12 protein-coding genes and 1 pseudogene are annotated in these 16,030 nt (G+C 45.7%); 8 read left to right on the top strand and 5 right to left on the bottom strand.

The genetic code is table 11. From position 1 onward, the window contains the following. The first annotated feature begins 3 nt into the window (after nucleotides 1–3). The 3 genes from rsgA to spoVM all read left to right on the top strand — a co-directional run bounded on the left by rsgA (nucleotide 4) and on the right by spoVM (nucleotide 2,065). Entirely contained in the window at nucleotides 4–921 is a 918-nt protein-coding gene (rsgA, locus tag NLX73_RS03245) for a ribosome small subunit-dependent GTPase A (RefSeq protein WP_250268756.1), read from the top strand. A 4-nt stretch (nucleotides 922–925) separates the two neighbouring features. Then, a complete protein-coding gene (rpe, locus tag NLX73_RS03250; RefSeq protein ID WP_250268755.1) occupies nucleotides 926–1,594 on the top strand; it encodes a ribulose-phosphate 3-epimerase in 669 nt (222 codons plus the stop codon). Between the two features lie 390 nt (nucleotides 1,595–1,984). Beyond that, on the top strand, nucleotides 1,985–2,065 hold the full coding sequence (gene spoVM, locus NLX73_RS03255; RefSeq protein ID WP_010345573.1) for a stage V sporulation protein SpoVM: 81 nt from the start codon (nucleotides 1,985–1,987) through the stop codon (nucleotides 2,063–2,065). A 224-nt stretch (nucleotides 2,066–2,289) separates the two neighbouring features. On the opposite strand, the gene rpmB is transcribed toward spoVM, so the two are convergent. Further along, on the bottom strand, nucleotides 2,290–2,478 hold the full coding sequence (gene rpmB / locus NLX73_RS03260) for a 50S ribosomal protein L28 (RefSeq protein ID WP_013310881.1): 189 nt from the start codon (nucleotides 2,476–2,478) through the stop codon (nucleotides 2,290–2,292). 509 nt (nucleotides 2,479–2,987) lie between these two features. Here rpmB and NLX73_RS03265 point away from each other — a divergent pair. The 4 genes from NLX73_RS03265 (at nucleotide 2,988) to NLX73_RS03280 (ending at nucleotide 8,140) form a co-directional block, all read left to right on the top strand. Then, nucleotides 2,988–4,772: a DAK2 domain-containing protein gene (locus NLX73_RS03265; RefSeq protein ID WP_254325351.1), complete on the top strand. Its 1,785-nt coding sequence runs from the start codon at nucleotides 2,988–2,990 to the stop codon at nucleotides 4,770–4,772. A 49-nt stretch (nucleotides 4,773–4,821) separates the two neighbouring features. Continuing rightward, nucleotides 4,822–5,691: a DegV family protein gene (locus NLX73_RS03270; protein WP_235309509.1), complete on the top strand. Its 870-nt coding sequence runs from the start codon at nucleotides 4,822–4,824 to the stop codon at nucleotides 5,689–5,691. Between the two features lies 1 nt (nucleotide 5,692). Then, entirely contained in the window at nucleotides 5,693–7,741 is a 2,049-nt protein-coding gene (gene recG, locus NLX73_RS03275) for an ATP-dependent DNA helicase RecG (RefSeq protein ID WP_069289870.1), read from the top strand. Between the two features lie 111 nt (nucleotides 7,742–7,852). Next, complete coding sequence (locus NLX73_RS03280; RefSeq protein ID WP_061829033.1) at nucleotides 7,853–8,140, top strand: stage VI sporulation protein F; 288 nt, start codon at nucleotides 7,853–7,855, stop codon at nucleotides 8,138–8,140. Between the two features lie 153 nt (nucleotides 8,141–8,293). On the opposite strand, the gene NLX73_RS03285 is transcribed toward NLX73_RS03280, so the two are convergent. Then, nucleotides 8,294–9,562: a DNA polymerase IV gene (locus tag NLX73_RS03285; RefSeq protein ID WP_250268753.1), complete on the bottom strand. Its 1,269-nt coding sequence runs from the start codon at nucleotides 9,560–9,562 to the stop codon at nucleotides 8,294–8,296. Nucleotides 9,563–9,778: 216 nt separating this feature from the next. Here NLX73_RS03285 and NLX73_RS03290 point away from each other — a divergent pair, with 216 nt between their 5' ends. Beyond that, the gene (locus tag NLX73_RS03290) at nucleotides 9,779–12,304 is read left to right on the top strand and encodes a transglycosylase domain-containing protein (RefSeq protein WP_254325352.1); all 2,526 of its coding nucleotides are present in this window, start codon (nucleotides 9,779–9,781) and stop codon (nucleotides 12,302–12,304) included. Between the two features lie 14 nt (nucleotides 12,305–12,318). Here NLX73_RS03290 and NLX73_RS03295 read toward each other — a convergent pair whose 3' ends face one another. The 3 genes and pseudogenes from NLX73_RS03295 to NLX73_RS25195 all read right to left on the bottom strand — a co-directional run bounded on the left by NLX73_RS03295 (nucleotide 12,319) and on the right by NLX73_RS25195 (nucleotide 15,985). Next, a complete protein-coding gene (locus tag NLX73_RS03295) occupies nucleotides 12,319–13,440 on the bottom strand; it encodes a Ger(x)C family spore germination protein (protein ID WP_254325353.1) in 1,122 nt (373 codons plus the stop codon). Continuing rightward, complete coding sequence (locus NLX73_RS03300) at nucleotides 13,437–14,528, bottom strand: GerAB/ArcD/ProY family transporter (RefSeq protein WP_254325354.1); 1,092 nt, start codon at nucleotides 14,526–14,528, stop codon at nucleotides 13,437–13,439. Before NLX73_RS03300 ends, NLX73_RS03295 begins: the two co-directional genes overlap by 4 nt. After that, nucleotides 14,521–15,985 (bottom strand): annotated as a pseudogene (locus tag NLX73_RS25195) (spore germination protein). The gene NLX73_RS03300 and the pseudogene NLX73_RS25195 overlap by 8 nt, the downstream one beginning before the upstream one ends. Nucleotides 15,986–16,030 lie beyond the last annotated feature (45 nt).

Raw genomic sequence — 16,030 nt, forward strand, 5'->3', positions numbered from 1 at the left:
CACATGCCTGAAGGTCTGATCGTCAAGGCGCTTAGCGGATATTATTATGTCTCCAGCCTGGATCAGGATGGGCGTCCGGTATCTGGCGAAGCTACGGTACAATGCAGAGCACGCGGCATTTTTAAGAAAAAAGAGATTACGCCTCTTGTTGGTGATCGGGTCGTTTACGAACTGACTGAAAACGGGGAAGGTATGGTCAAGGAGATTAGAAAGCGTACGACGGAGCTAATACGTCCTCCGGTAGCAAATACCACGCTAGCCGTGCTGCTGTTTTCCTTGCGTGAGCCGGATTTAAACTTGCCTTTACTGGACAAATTTTTAGTCCATATTGAGCACGCCGGGCTGGATACAATTATCTGTCTGACTAAGCGCGATTTGTATGAAGGCAGCCCTTCAGAGGATGACACCGTACTGGCCGTTCAGGAGATGTACCAGAAGATCGGTTATGAAGTGCTGGTAACCAGTGCCCGTACCGGAGAAGGGACGGCTGAGCTTAAGAAGCTATTGGCTGGTCAAATCAGCGTGTTTTCCGGGCAGTCAGGTGTAGGAAAGTCTTCCATGCTTAATGCTCTAGAGCCTGGGTTAACGCTGGAGACGAGCGCCATAAGCAATAAGCTGGGCCGAGGAAAACATACGACTCGTCATGTGGAGCTGATTCCTCTAGACAACGGAGGATTTGTAGCAGATACACCGGGGTTTAGCCAGCTGGATTTTCTGGAGCTGGGTGTGGATGAGCTATCTCCCTGTTTTCGTGAATTCCAGCAGTATGCGGAAGGATGTAAATTTCGGGGTTGTACCCATATTCACGAGCCTGGTTGTAAAGTAAGAGAGGCCCTGGAAGAAGGACATATTTCACAGGGACGGTATGATAGCTATTTGCAGTTCTATCAGGAATTAAAAGAAAAAAAGCGGAGGTACTGAGTATATGTTAAAAATAGCACCGTCGATTTTATCCGCTGATTTTGCTCGCTTGGGCAGTGAAGTTGCGGAAGCTGAGGCAGGAGGGGCAGACTGGATTCATGTGGACGTAATGGATGGACATTTTGTATCCAATATTACACTGGGCCCACCTATCGTTCAGGCTATTCGTCCGCACACGACTCTTCCCTTGGATGTTCATCTGATGATTGAGCATCCTGAACGCTATATTGGCGATTTCGTAAAAGCAGGAGCCGATATCATCACTGTTCATGCTGAGGCCTGTGTTCATTTGCATGGTGTCCTTCACTTGATCAAGCAGCAAGGCGCTCTGGCTGGAGTGGCTCTCAATCCAGGTACTTCACCATATGCGATCAAGGAAGTGCTGCCAAATGTGGATATGATTCTGGTAATGACGGTCAATCCTGGCTTTGGAGGTCAGTCCTTCATTCCAGAGACGTTAAATAAAATCAGACAAATCCGTGCTTGGTTGAACGAATTGGGTCGTCCAGACGTACATATCGAGGTAGACGGAGGTATTGCGGAGGAGACGGCACCAGCCGTATTTGAAGCGGGGGCTGATGTGCTGGTGGCTGGTAGTGCGGTATTCGGCAGAGAAGACCGCGCAGCGGCTATTGCTGCGATTCGGGACAGTGCAGCACGTTTGTCCAAGTGAAGCTGACCGAAGCATTGTGGATGACTGTAGCGAGCATGGCGACGGGATTGACCCTTAGCTGTTTCTCGCTAGTGAAGGCTCCTTGGAATGCCGTTCTTTCACTTTTGGCTGTTCTAATTGTCCTGTTTTATTTTCGAAAAAATGAACGGCGTGGTTTACGAATAGGTTTTGTGGTGTGCAGCGTACTTTATTATATCCTGTTTATTTTCATACTCTCAGCATATCTCTATGTTCGCGGACTTGTCTGATGGTATAGCCTGGGATGGTTGTGCATAAATATGGTTACATGAGCGGGATTCTCATGTAGCCTTTTTTTGTGGGGCAACAACCCTTGATAGGTTGCATAAACTACAGAGAACGGATGCAGGAGGATGATGGGGAGGGTGAGGCATGAAGTTTTACACAATCAAGCTGCCAAAATTTCTGGGTGGATTCGTTAAAGCCATTTTGAATACATTCCAGAAAAACTGAATTCATCGTAATGTAAACACAGGATGTAGGATGAAAGCTAGAGGTACACAGGGCACGCTTCCCGGGCATAACAGATAGGTAGCTCGGCAGTAAAAGGTTGGAACGCACGGGAAGGTGCCTGACATTTTGTTTTCCTGAACCAGATGGATATTACTTTTCGAATAACCAAAAAAGCACCCGTTTAAAACGAGGTGCCTTTTGTTTATAACGATATTTTTTTACGACTACACGCGAGTCACTTTACCGGCTTTCAATGCACGAGTGCTGACATAAACGCGTTTCGGTTTACCGTTAACGAGAATGCGAACTTTTTGTACGTTGACGCCCCAAGTACGGCGATTACGGTTGTTAGCGTGAGATACGTGGTTACCGCTGCCAGGCTTTTTGCCTGTTACAGAACATTTACGAGACATGATTCCACCTCCTATTCTGAAAATAACCAAATTCCATATGGAACGGGTCTCTCTTCAGGCCGACTGGGTCAGCCGGACTTTGTAAGTCACTAACCTGAACAAAACAATACTTAAATATAATATCATAGTCAAAAAAGCTCCGTCAACTGATTCAAAAACTTTATTTATTTCTCTTTCGCATTATAGTACAATATGGGATAGTTATTGCTGCGATTATTTTGTATTTAAATGGAATGTGAATTCTTATTCCAGTCATGCCGGCGGTTCAGAGGCGGGACTATAGTTATCATTCCAGCCGATGATTTATTGTTGGGCAGTTGACTGGTTTTTCATTTTATATGACCTGTAGAAGAGCGACCAGACGTGAGTACAAGTGCTTATGAAAGTGTGACATTCGTATTCGTCGTCTGGCTTTAGTATAATTTAATTGAACCTGTAGGCACAGCTGGATAAGGTGTGGTGAAGGTTGATAGTAAAACAAGTGTATTAAGCTAGGAAGGGGAATTCTCTTGAGTAATCGTTCTTTGAATGGAACAGATTTTACCGCAATGGTTTTAGCCGGGGCGGAACAATTACAGCAGCATGCGGAACATGTCAATTCACTAAATGTATTCCCGGTGCCAGACGGTGATACGGGAACCAACATGAATTTGACGATGAGCGCGGGCGTAACGGAATTAAAGAGGGGGGATTCTTCCTCCATCGGTGTCATGTCCGGCATATTATCCAAAGGTTTGCTGATGGGAGCCCGCGGCAATTCAGGGGTTATCCTGTCTCAGTTGTTTCGTGGCTTCAGCCGTTACGCTGCCCCATACGAGGAATTGAATACCCTTCAGTTCGCATCGGCATTGCAGAGCGGGGTGGATGCGGCCTACAAGGCGGTGGTTAAGCCGGTGGAGGGTACAATTCTTACCGTGGCGAAGGAAGCGGCCAAGCATGCTGTGTTTTTCTCGCGCCGGACGAACGACATCACGGAATTGATGGAAGAAGTGCTTGCCAAAGCGAAGGAAACGCTTGCCATGACGCAGGACATGCTCCCTGTACTGAAGCAAGTAGGAGTTGTAGATTCGGGTGGGCAAGGTCTTGTGTATATTTATGAAGGCTTTATGCAGCATCTTGGAAGCGGCTTGGTGACGTCTCCAACTGCAAAAAGTGATAATGTACGCCCGGTTTTTGCTCCTCACGTATCGGAGAGACCTACTGCTACTGCAGTTGTTCCTTCCCCAGATGCGCCGATTTCTGCGCAAGCGAAGCTCGAAACGGATAATATTGAATTTTTGTATGATATGGAATTTTTTATTAATCGGCAATTGGGCGAAGCGCAAGGTACCGATTTTGATGAGGAAGCCTTCCGGAAAGCGTTATCCGTAGATGGTGATTCTATTATCGTAATTTCAGACGATGATGTTATCAAGGTTCACGTGCATTCTAAGGCTCCTGGTGAAGTGCTGAATTTGGCACTGCGTTACGGAGAAATTACACAGATACGTATTTTAAATATGCGCGAGCAGCATCGGGATTTGTTGTCTGCGGGTATGGATGTTGCTCCTGAGCCTGAGTGGTTTGCTGAAATACCAACAGAGCCTGCACGTGAGGAAGAGCCGTCTGAGCCCCCCGCTCATGAACTGGCATCCTTTGGTTTTATAGCTGTGGCTTCCGGTGAAGGAATTGCTGATATTTTCAGAAGTTTAGGCGTCGATGTTGTCCTTTCTGGCGGCCAGACAATGAATCCGAGCACAGAGGACTTCGTTAATGCGGCGCGCTCGATTGCGGCTCAACATATTTTTATTCTTCCGAATAATTCCAATATTATTTTGGCGGCAGAACAAGCGCGTGAACTGCTAGAGATGGAACGTATGGTGTCGGTTATTCCGAGCAAAACAATTCCTCAGGGCATTGCGGCAGCATTTGCCTTCCAGGAGGAAGAGGCTTTTGAGGTAAATCAGGACAATATGCGTGACGCAGTCACCCGGGTGAAGTCTGGGCAAGTGACCTACGCGGTACGGGATACGACGCTTGATGACCTGCATATTACAGCCGGGCACTACATCGGTATTCAGGATTCCAAAATTGTAGCGACCGAGGAACACTTAATGGCAACGTCCCGTCTTTTGCTAGCGAAGATGCTGGTGAATGGCGATGAAATTGTTACGATTCTCACAGGTTCAGACGCAAATCAAGAAGACACAGATCAGCTTGTTGCATGGCTTGAAGAAAATTATGCGGATGCTGAAGTGGAAGTTCATGAAGGTGGTCAGCCGATTTATCCTTATTTGTTCTCAGTGGAAACCTGATGTGCTTTAGCACGCCCATGGAAGTCCACAACAAAAGGAGGTCTGACCGATGAGCAGTACCATCATTTTGACGGATAGCACGGCTGATATTCCACAAGAATTAGCAGACCGTCTCGGTATAGTTGTTGTACCCTTGACAGTGATGTTCGGCAGCACAGCTTACCTGGACGGCATTGAGATGTCAGCGTCGCAGTTTTACAGCGAACTAGTACGGGCTGATGAGCTGCCTACGACGTCACAGCCTTCACCAGCCCGTTTTTTGGAGACATACACGACGCTGTTAGAGCAATACCCCGAGAGCCAGGTTATCTCTATCCATTTATCCTCGGGTGTGAGCGGAACGTATCAGTCTGCTCTGCTGGGCAAATCCATGCTGGAGAAGCATGAACATAGAGTGACTGTGGTGGATTCCAAATCAGCTTCATACGGATACGGCATGCTAGTGGTTTATGCGGCAGAGCTGGCGGCTGCCGGACACTCCCCGACTGATATTGTTCGGGCTGTGGAACGTCGTGGGGAGCGCCGTTGTTTATATTTCCTGGTGGATACCCTGGAATACCTACAAAAAGGCGGACGTATTGGCAAGGCAGCGGCAATGGTTGGTACGTTGCTTAACATTAAGCCGATTCTTTCGATTGACAAAGAAGGTATTATTTATTCGGTTGATAAGGCGAGAGGGCATAAAAAAGCGACAGCACGAATTATTGAACTACTGGAGCGGGATTTAAAAGGCCAAAAAATTAATATTGCTGTGGGTCATACGGCAGATCGCTCAGCGGCAGAAGCGTTCGTGGCTCAGCTGGCAGAGCATTTTGAGCTGGGGGATCGAATATATACTGAACTTGGCGCTGTGATTGGGACCCATGTAGGGCCAGGAACGATTGGTATTTTTGTATGGCCGGCCGGAGATGAGAGGTAATATGCTGCAATTGGATCAAATACCTTTAAAACAAATACATGGCGTGAGTGCTCTCAAAGAGGGAGAGCTTCACGCTTTTGGCATTTCTAACATACAGGACATGCTGGAATATTATCCGTTTCGGTATGAAGATTACCGACTGCGCTCGCTAAGCGAAGTGAAGGACGGAGATAAGATTACGGTACAGGCCAAAATTATGGGCATTCCGGTGCTTCAGCGTTACGGGCGCAAATCAAGGTTGACTTGTAAATTGATGGCCGAGGATTGGATGTTTACCGCGACATGGTTTAATCGGCATTTCATGAAGGAGCAGCTAACCTCAGGTCGTGAAATTGTGGTGACTGGTAAATGGGACCTCAAACGTATGCAGATGACTGTTGCAGATTCTGAGTTTCCTGATAAAGGAGTAGCCCGCTCGGGGACGCTTCAACCGGTGTACTCTATAGGCGGCAAGATTACGCAAAGCTGGATGCGAAAAACGATGAATCAGACGCTCCAGCAGTTTGGCGAAATGATCCCCGAAATATTGCCTGAGTTGCTTGTACGCAAATATAGTATGATGCCGCGCAAGCAGGCTATCGCGGGTATACACCAGCCTCAGGACAACCGCGAGGGGCAAGAGGCTCGTCGGCGGATGGTGTATGAGGAGCTATTTTTATTTCAGCTGAAAATGCAGGCATTCCGGGCGCTAAATCGTGGTCGAGCGGACGGGGTGGTACATACGGTGGATAACGCCACGATTCGTGAATTTGTAAGAGCTTTGCCTTTTGAATTAACGGATGCACAGAAGAAGGTAGAGCTTGAAATACTGCACGATCTACGCTCACCTTATTGTATGAACCGTCTGCTTCAGGGAGATGTTGGGTCAGGTAAAACAGTTGTTGCTGCCATCGGTTTATTTGCCACAGTACGTTCTGGTTTTCAGGGAGCGCTGATGGTGCCAACCGAAATATTGGCCGAGCAGCATATGCGGTCGCTTCACAAGCTGTTTGAGCCCTTTGGAATCAGTGTGGGCCTACTGACTGGGAGTACAACCGGGAAGAAGCGTAAGGAGCTGCTAGCTGCTCTCCAAATGGGTCTGCTGGACATTGTAGTAGGCACCCATGCTCTCATTCAGGAAGATGTATATTTTCGCCAGCTTGGGCTTGTTGTAACGGATGAGCAGCATAGATTCGGAGTGAACCAACGTAGTGTACTGCGTCGCAAAGGCTATAATCCCGATGTGCTGACGATGACGGCCACACCGATCCCTCGTACGCTGGCCATCACTGCGTTTGGCGATATGGATGTTTCTACGTTGTCAGAGCGGCCGAAGGGGCGTATTCCAATTTCCACCTATTGGGTGAAGCACGAACTGATGGATCGGGTACTTGGTTTTATTTCCCGCGAGGTAGATCAGGGACGGCAGGCTTATCTGATTTGCCCGTTGATTGAAGAGTCGGAGAAGTTGGACGTACAGAATGCCATTGATTTGCATATTCAAATGCAACAGGCTTTTCCACATTACCGCGTTGGGCTATTACATGGACGAATGACTCCCGCAGAAAAGGAAGAAGTTATGCGTTCTTTCTATGCGAATGAGGTTCAGTTGCTCGTTTCAACGACGGTTGTGGAGGTGGGGGTAGACGTCCCCAATGCGACGCTAATGATCATTATGGATGCGGATCGTTTTGGGCTGTCCCAGTTACATCAATTACGTGGACGTGTCGGACGGGGAGCACATGCCTCGTATTGTGTACTGATCGCTGATCCTAAGTCGGAGGTTGGTCAGGAGCGGATGAAGGTTATGACCGATACGGACGATGGTTTTGAGGTAGCTAGACGCGATCTGGATTTGAGAGGGCCGGGTGACTTTTTTGGCACCAAGCAGAGTGGGCTACCCGAGTTTCGTTTAGCAGATATGGTAGCGGATTTTGAGGTGCTGGAAAAGGCGCGTGAGGATGCAACTGATCTGATCAAGGATGCGTCCTTTTGGACATCTCCGCAGTATGAAGCACTGCGCGGTTATTTGCAAAAAGAGCAGATTTTCCAGGGGGATCTCATCGACTAATCCACCATGAATCATGAGGTTGTTCTAAACGTTTTAAACAGATAGGCACAATGGACAGGCTGGCCGTCATATATTTGGGAATGACCGAATGATATGGGAGGTGTGGCAACATTGAGCTATCAGCAATATGGAATCAGTCCGCAACTGGTGGAGCGGATTAAGTTGAAAATGAAAAATCGTGCGCTCAAGGATCGGGTTAAGCAGCAGATCGAAGGTGTGACTAAAGCGGACCTGCAAAATAAAGCTAAGGTGCGTCATCTTGTGAAGACTACTTCTGCTATTTTAAACGAGCGTTTGACGGCTGCGCAGGAGGAGCAATTGACCGCCTTCGTATTGGCACAAAAAATTGATCCGTCCAATACATTCCATCTAATCAAGCTGTGGGGAATGTTCCGTTGATTGCTATTTGAAGAGGTGCTTCGAAGCGCTCTCCATGTTTTTTGTGAAGCACAGATAAAAAAAGGATTGCCTGATATCAGGCGATCCTTTTTGGTTTGTTTTAGTTAGTTCATTCCCCGGGCAATAGCTAGTGTGAGCTTATCATGAGATTTTTTATTTGTAATGACCGCCAATTTTGATAGACCGTTCCATGGCCTGCCCGGCATCTGTTAACGACGATGCGCGCATGATGATGGACTGACCGTACCGATCCTTTAAAGTGTCCGTCACCTTTTCCAAAGCACGGGATCGCTCCTGATCCTCAAAAAAATCCAGTTGATACAGTTGATCATCCACCAATCCGCTTAAAGTAACTCCTGCGCGCTTCACAGGCATATGATTCCAAAAAGTATAAAAGATTTTTTTAACGGTTTCATATACCTTTTGGGTATGGTTTGTAGGATCGGGTATCTTCATTTGTCGGGAGAATCCGGTTGGTGCCTCGTAGGGACTGCATATACAATGAACAGTCACAACCGAGCCCATATATCCTTTGCGGCGGGCGTCCCGACACACCTCCTCTGTTAGTTCAAGCAGGATGGTTTCCACTTCCGCAAGCTGGAGATAGTCTCGAGGAAGAGTCATCATATGACCGATGGATTTGGGAGGTGTATTAAATGTTTCCGGCTTGACCGGGCTGTGATCGATCCCGTTAGCAGTTCGCCATATTACCTCTGCCTGAATATCGGACTGCTTACCGAAATGAGACCGGAATTTGTCCTGTAGCCGAGGTAAGGGAGTACGTGCGATATCTCCAATGGTGTGTAGTCCAAGCTTCTCCAAATGCCGTTCCATTCGTGAACCGATGCCGAACATAAGACGTACTGGCTGGGGCCATAGCAACGCTGCAATATCGGATGCAGGCAACAAGAAAATGCCACTGTCATTTTTTTTAGCCCATATATCTGTTGCGGTTTTAGCCAGCATTTTGTTGGAGCCGATACCAATTCGAATCCATACTCCTGTTTGCGCCAGTACCTTTTGCTGAATTTCACTTGCAATACTCACCGGATCCCCGAACAGGGAGAGGCTTCCGCTCATATCCAGAAACTGTTCATCAATGCTGAAAACCTCAACCAAATCCGTATATTCATTATAAATTTCTGTTATTTTTAATGAGACATCGATATAATGCTGCATACGCGGACGTACAATGATAAGGTCAGGACATTTTTTCACCGCTTCTCCCAGACGTTCTGCTGTAGATATACCGTATTTTTTGGCCAGCGGACACGCAGCTAAAATAATGCCTGAACGAAGTGCAGGGTCACCGGCCACAACGAGTGGCTTATGTTGGTATTTGGGATCATCTGCTTTTTCGATGCTAGTATAAAAACTTTGGCAGTCCGATAAGAATATGGTTCTATTTCTGCGTTCCTCCAAAAATCCGATCTCCTCTCCTGAAATGTGTGGATTATCCTTCCAAAATATTCTTGAATATATACTCTTATAGTAGTATTATATACAGAACAAGTGTTCCTAATACAAATGTATTTTTTGGAACGTTACAGTTTACGGAAAACCTAACATGGCGTATCATAATATCTTGAGCAAAAACAAGTGGAAATGAATGAATATTGAGGGGAGAAAACCATTTTTATGAACCCAAAACGTCGACCATCATCTCAAAAACGCAGTAGGTGGCGTATTTTTGGCAGAGTTTTGCTGATTAATATCAAGTGGTTCTCGTTTGCGGGTGTACTTGGAGTGCTATTTGCTGGAGGTCTTATATCCGGTTATGTAGCGGCACTGGTTCATGATGAACCTGTACGATCACGTCAGTTGATATATGAAAAGGTAAATGAGAACGCTCTGACCAGCTTTGTATTTTTTAATGATCAGGTAACTCCAGTTGGAAGAATGCGCATGGAGGAGGATCGACAGCTCGTTGATCTGAAGGATGTCCCTCAGTCTATTGTGGACGCCCTCATTTCAACGGAAGACAGCCAATTTTATGAGCATCGTGGTGTGGATTTAAAGGGAACAGCTCGTGCTGTTAAGCAGAAGCTTTTAAATGAAAACCGCCAAACAGGCGGCAGCACACTGACGCAGCAGGTAGCCCGAAGGGTTTTTCTCAGTCTGGATAAGACGGACAGCCGCAAGGTGAAGGAAATGCTGCTGGCACTGCGTATGGAGCGTTTTATGGGTAAGGATAAAATATTAACGGCTTACTTAAACAAAATGCCCTTTGGTAATGGTTCCGCTGGTTACAATTTATATGGAATCAAGTCTGCTTCTTTAGGGATTTTCAATGTAAGTGATCTACATAAGCTTCATATTGCTCAGGCGGCTTATTTGGCAGGTCTTCCCCAACTGCCATCTGTTTATTCCGCTTTTGATGGTAAAGGGAACTTTGATGAAGAAGGCTTCAATAAAGCGATGGAGCGCCAGCGTGTCGTGTTGGGAAGAATGCTGGCAACAGGTAAACTTACGCTATCCGAATATAACGAGGCGCTTCAATTTGATGTGAAAGCCACTCTTGCGCCACATCGCGAAAAAAGCTATAACACATTCCCTTATTTGATGCTGGAGACAGAGCGGGAAGCCGCCCAATTGTTAGCGCTCCAACAAAATCCCGATATCACAGCAGCCGAGATTTCCAAGCCTGAGCATGCCGAGCTTCTTCAAAATACGCGAGAAGAGTTGCAACGGTCCGGATATCGAATTTATACAACGATAAATAAGAAAATTTATAACAATATGCGGCAGATTGCAGCCAATCCACAAAACTTTTCTCCATACAGTAAGAAGAAGGGATTAGAGCAGATTGCAGCAATCATGATTGATCATAAAACAGGGGCTATACTCGGTATGATCGAGGGCAGGGATTTTAATACCGAGCAAATGAACTATGCAACTCAAATGACACGTCAGCCCGGTTCTGCCATGAAGCCTATTGCTGCTTATTTACCTGCTTTGGAAAAGGGCTACACTCAGCCAGCCGGTCTTATTGATGATTCACAAATCATATTGAAAGACGGGCGTAAAGGTTATCATATTCCTAAAAATTATAACAGACGGTACGAGGGGCTTATGACAGCCCGTGAAGCACTCAATCGGTCAATCAATATCCCTGCACTGAGGCTGTTCTTATATGAAGTTAAAATTCCAAACGCTTGGAATTTTGTGCGTTCTCTTGGAATTACGACGATTCAGCCGCAGGATGAACATGCTCAGACAGGGGTTCTGGGTGGACTAAGCAAAGGGGTATCCGTCGAGGAACTGACCGCAGCATATGGAACGATTCCCAATATGGGTGTATATAATGCACCTCATCTGATTAGCAAAATTACGGATGCCAACGGGAAGATCATATATGAATTTAAACCGCAGACGAAGCGTGTATATTCGCAGCAAACCGCATTTTTGATGACGGATATGCTTAAAACTGTTATATCAGATCCGAGGGGAACTGGTAAACGCCTGCAAAATGCTTTTAAAAGCTACGGTGCCATTGATATCGCCGGTAAAACCGGTACAACACAAAACTTTGGTGATGTGTGGTTTATGGGGTACACACCTGACGTTACACTAGGCGTCTGGGCCGGTTACCGCCAACAGGTTAATACATTATCTCAAGAAGGCCATTCCAGAGCACAGTCAGTGTGGGCACTGATCATGAATGAGGCGGTCAAGGACCAGCCTGAACTTTTTAAGAATAAGCACTTTATACGGCCGGAAGGTGTTGTAAGAGTTACGGTTTCTAGCCTTACAGGTAAGCTGCCAGGGCGTTATTCCCGTCAATCGGGTCAACTTGTGACTGACTGGTTTAATCAAAAGTATGTGCCTACTGAAGTTGGAAGAGAACGGCTTCCGCGTTCTGCTAGACCAGTGGTCCCGTCCAAACCAGATATCAAGGAAAAAGAAGTCCCAGAGGTTGAGGTACCTGCAATAGATCAAGAGAAAATTCCACCAGAGGAAACGGATCCTGCTGTTCCTGACGCAGACACAGAGATAGAAATGCCTGATGAGAATAACGATGTGCCATCAACAGATACTTCGCAACCTTCTGTTGAAAACGAACAGGGGACTTCTTCTGAATCGGAAAGCCAGAGTGAGACTCCAAAAACCCAATCTGATGAAGTTATTTATCCAGAAATAATATCTGATCAACCCAAAAACTAAACGACAGGAACGGCTTAGTTTAAAATGCCGTTCCCGACAATGTCTACAGTGACCTGCGGATGAAAACGGACATTGGGATATTCTTTATTCCAATCTACACTTTTCCATACTGCTGGATGATGAGCGATCAACTGTCTGCCTACGCCAAAGGCATCACATCCATTTTCCTGAAGTGTACGGATAATTTGTTCCGCATCCTGGGTCATGATTTCGGAAAGTTGACGGTTTAGACGCCGTACGTTAGCTTTATCTTGAAGATGATTTCGTGCATATTCAACAATATCGACAGGCAATTTCAGGTTAAGCTCCACATCAATTTGTCCATCGCGCTGAACTTTCACTTTAAGGCTACGTTTGATATTCTGAATGTTAGCCTGATACGTAATAAAGTTTTGCACATCACCGACAGATCCTGGGTGTATCCTTTTTACAAAGCGAGCTGTATGTTTCCACTTTCCAGTCATCAGGACATATAAAACACCTTGCTCATTACTTAGGCTTCCTGTGAATTTTTGTCCGTGAAATAAGGCAATTCCGCGTGCTGTAATATCTTCTCCTCCTTTGGAAAGATAGGGAAGCACAAAATCTTGACCCGGATCAAGCATTGGGGGGAGCAGTGTCTCCAGTGTCATTTCCGGGAACATACACATTTCCTCAAGGCTTCTGATTTTTTTGGTTATAAATTCGCCAATTAAGAGGTTACCTATGCCTTTTTGATCTATTATTTCTCCAGCTAATCCATCTACAATAGCTACCTTGACATGGGAAGTCGGATGGTCAGGCTCACGATACAGCACATCCAGATAGGGATATAGATCTTTTCGAGCCAAGCTTGTACCATACAGAATAACTCCGTATTTGAAAAAGCGGATATCCCCGGTTACTTTGGCTCGGATTTTGTCTGTGCTTTGCCGAACGGAATGACCGGTGCCTGAGTGAATTTCATTGGTGCTTTTACCTTGATTGCTTTGAGAATCGTCTACAACCTCTAGCGTTTGCAGCAACATGCCTTCAGGAGTGAGATCATAAGCCGATGCATTTGCCAATCGGGCATCCTTCAAATTGTCCTGATCCCAGCAGCCTGTTATAAAAATGAGTAGAGTTAGCATTCCAAGCGCTCTGCTCTTTTTTTTCATGTTTCAGGTCCCTCCTTTTTTTTGAAGAGATACGATAGGATCAGCAGCAGAAAAGGGAACACAATTAGGAAAATATAAGCAGAATTATTAGCTATGGAACCAATAAGCTCGAAATCTTCTCTTCGTTGAGGCAAATAGGCAATACAACATGAGGCGAGCACAACAAAGGGAACCGCCTTTTTGTGACTCTTTTGCTTGAATAGATAGCTTATTCCGTAAGACGCTGCATAATAATAACCACTTATAGCGCCAAAGATCGAAATGAGCCAAATTGGCAGAAAAATAAAATCGACCCGATCCATCGTTCCCAGTGGAATGGATCTGAGCAAATAAATGACTGGCTCCGACATTAATTCAAGCTGTTGGGGGCTGAATACGGTTGTACAGGTAAATACAGTAAAACAATACAATAGTACCACGATCGCGTTAGCTGCCAAAATTGACTTGAGCTTGCCTATACTTTTGCCCTCAGTCATGGGAAAGACGACAAGAATGAACTCAAAACCAAACATCGCTAGGAGCGTTTCTTTTGAACCGACAATAATACGGGGCCATCCCGCCTCAGTCAGAGGTAGCAGATAAAGCGGGTTGGACTGCTTTATACCATAGCTAATTAACAGCATCATGGGAAAAATCAGAAATGAAATTAAAACAAGCACTCGAGCAATTGTTCTTAAATTTTCGCGAACCAGATATATGCTACTGAACAAAAACAGGGCAAGTATAGCCCAACGGGGAGTATATTGCAGCATCCAGCGATTGATGACGTCATATGCGTTCACAAGAACGGAGGTACCCATAAGCAGATAGTAAGCGATGTAAGCCACAGTCAATACTTTTCCAATCCAGCAACCAGTAATTTGGGTTAATATTTGATAAATCGAAGAGGAGGGAAAACGTCTTAGCAGAAGCCAGCACATCAAAATAATGAGTTGAATCAAAAGGCCGCCAATAATGACAGATATCCAACCCCCTCCTTTAGCTGAAAGGTGCATCTGATAGGGAAGTGACAAAATGTCTACGCCAATCTCAAACTTGATGATGAGAAAAAAAAGTTGACCCGATGCAATGGTACTTTCTTTATTCACGTCGTTTCCAGCTCCTAGAGTCGTTCTGCTGCTTCAATTTTTGGGCTTGGGAATCATATGGTCGCTGATGAAATGTCCAAATCGGAAAGCGGATAAAAACATCTTTCATATCACCGAGCCGGAATGGTGCAAGAGGAGCAAAGTAGGGCGTACCAAAGGTCTCCAGCTTGCAAAGGTGGATAGTAAGAAAAAGCAAACCGAAAGCAATGCCAATGTATCCAAACAAGGCTGCAGCAATCATCATCGGAAAACGAAGGATACGAACCGCTGAGCTCATTTCATGAGAAGGCACTAAAAAAGAAGAAATGGCTGTTAACGAGACGACGATGATCATCGTATACGACACGAGACCAGCCCGAACGATAGCATCTCCGATGACGAGACCACCAACGATTCCAATAGTTTGGCCAACCCGACTGGGTAGACGGACCCCGGCTTCTCGTAGCACCTCAAAGATCAATTCAAGCAGCATAGCCTCCACAATCGCTGGGAATGGAACATTTTCCAGTGATTTTTTAATGGTATGCGCCAACTCTAGTGGCAAAATAGCTGGATGAAAAGCAATCGTCGCAATGTAAATGGCAGGCAGCGTAAAAGCGATCAAAAAGCTCATCATTCGAATCGTTCTTAGAAATGAACTAATAATCCAACGGCCGTGATAATCATCTGGACTTTGGTAAAATGCAAAAAAAGAGACGGGAGCTATTAGAGCAGTAGGGCTACCTTCAGCCAAAATCGCTATCCGTCCCTCCATTAGATTGGCGGTCACACGATCCGGTCGTTCCGTGCTGAGCTGTTGAGGGAAGAGGGAAAAAGGGTTGTCCTCAATAAACTCTTGAATAAAACCGGGGGGGGAGCACCATATCGGAGGAGATCGCTTTAATTCTCGTTTTCACTGCTTCCACTAGCTCAGGATTAGCCAAGTCTTGAACATAGACAATAGCGATTTTAGTCCGGGTTTTAGATCCCACATAAAAGTAGCGTACAACCAGCGACGGTGTGACAATTTGTTTGCGAATCAGATTTAGATTGATGGATAACTGCTCAATGAATCCATTGTGCGGTCCCCGAATAACCCCTTCGTTTTCTGGCTCGTCCGTACTGCGAGCATACGTCTTTTCGGAAGAAAGGATAAAAAATTCTTCCGCTCCATTTATCATAAAAATGCAATATCCCTGAATAAGCGAATCAGCAGCATTTTGAAGGTCGGTGTCTTTTTGACTGCTTAAGGTGGTGAACATTTGATGAGAGACTGCATCGATTTTCTCATATAAGGCACTCAGGATATGAGTTTGAATCATCTCCTGATCTACGAGCGAATCAATATAGAGCAGCATACCGTCTTTGCCGTCAACGGAAATTGCCTGTTTTTTTAAATCATCCGTATAAAAAAGGGCTTGCTCAATAAAGGAAACATTTCTGTTTAATTCAACGGAAGCTGCGTCATGTCCAGCCAAGAGAGCCCTCCTTTTTGGATGAGATAGGCATAATGTGTGCCATAT

Origin of the sequence: Paenibacillus sp. CH40 (assembly GCF_024213605.1) — a bacterium.
GTDB lineage: Bacteria > Bacillota > Bacilli > Paenibacillales > Paenibacillaceae > Paenibacillus > Paenibacillus polymyxa_B.